This window comes from Amycolatopsis kentuckyensis (genome assembly GCF_002155975.1).
Taxonomy (GTDB): Bacteria; Actinomycetota; Actinomycetes; order Mycobacteriales; family Pseudonocardiaceae; genus Amycolatopsis; species Amycolatopsis kentuckyensis.
Genome location: NZ_MUMI01000165.1, coordinates 1 through 687 on the forward strand (window position 1 = coordinate 1; position 687 = coordinate 687).

A 687-nucleotide genomic window follows, 5' to 3' on the forward strand; every position below is an offset into this window, starting at 1 on the left:
CGACGCCGATCCCGCGCACGCTGGAGATGTCCCTGGCGGGCATCCGCGAGATGTCGACGATCCTGACCCCGCCGGAGGATCGCCACCCGATCCTGACCTACGTCGGCGCGTACGACGACAAGCAGGTCGGCGCGGCCATCCGGCGCGAGCTGCTGCGCGACGGCCAGGTCTTCTACGTCCACAACCGCGTCTCCTCGATCGAGAAGGCCGCGCGGCACATCCGGGAGCTGGTGCCGGAGGCGCGCGTCGTCACCGCGCACGGCCAGATGAACGAGGACAAGCTCGAAAAGATCATCCAGGGTTTCTGGGAGAACGAGTACGACGTCCTGGTGTGCACCACGATCGTCGAGACCGGCCTCGACATCTCGAACGCGAACACGCTGCTGGTCGAGCGCGGTGACCTGCTCGGGCTGGCCCAGCTGCACCAGCTGCGCGGCCGGGTCGGCCGTGGCCGTGACCGTGGGTACGCGTACTTCCTGTACCCCCCGGAGGCCCCGCTGACGGAGACCGCGCACGACAGGCTGGCGACGATCGCCCAGAACACCGAGCTCGGCGCGGGCATGGCGGTCGCGATGAAGGACCTCGAGATCCGCGGCGCGGGCAACATCCTCGGGGCGGAGCAGTCCGGCCACATCGCGGGCGTCGGGTTCGACCTGTACGTGCGCTTCGCCGACCAAGCGCACGTAC

The 687-nt window shown here is 69.3% G+C and carries 1 protein-coding gene; it reads left to right on the plus strand.

The annotated features are described in order from the left end of the window. A partial coding sequence (locus tag CCN39_RS16940; protein WP_279629576.1) for a helicase-related protein occupies window positions 1–687 on the plus strand: 687 nt, incomplete at both ends.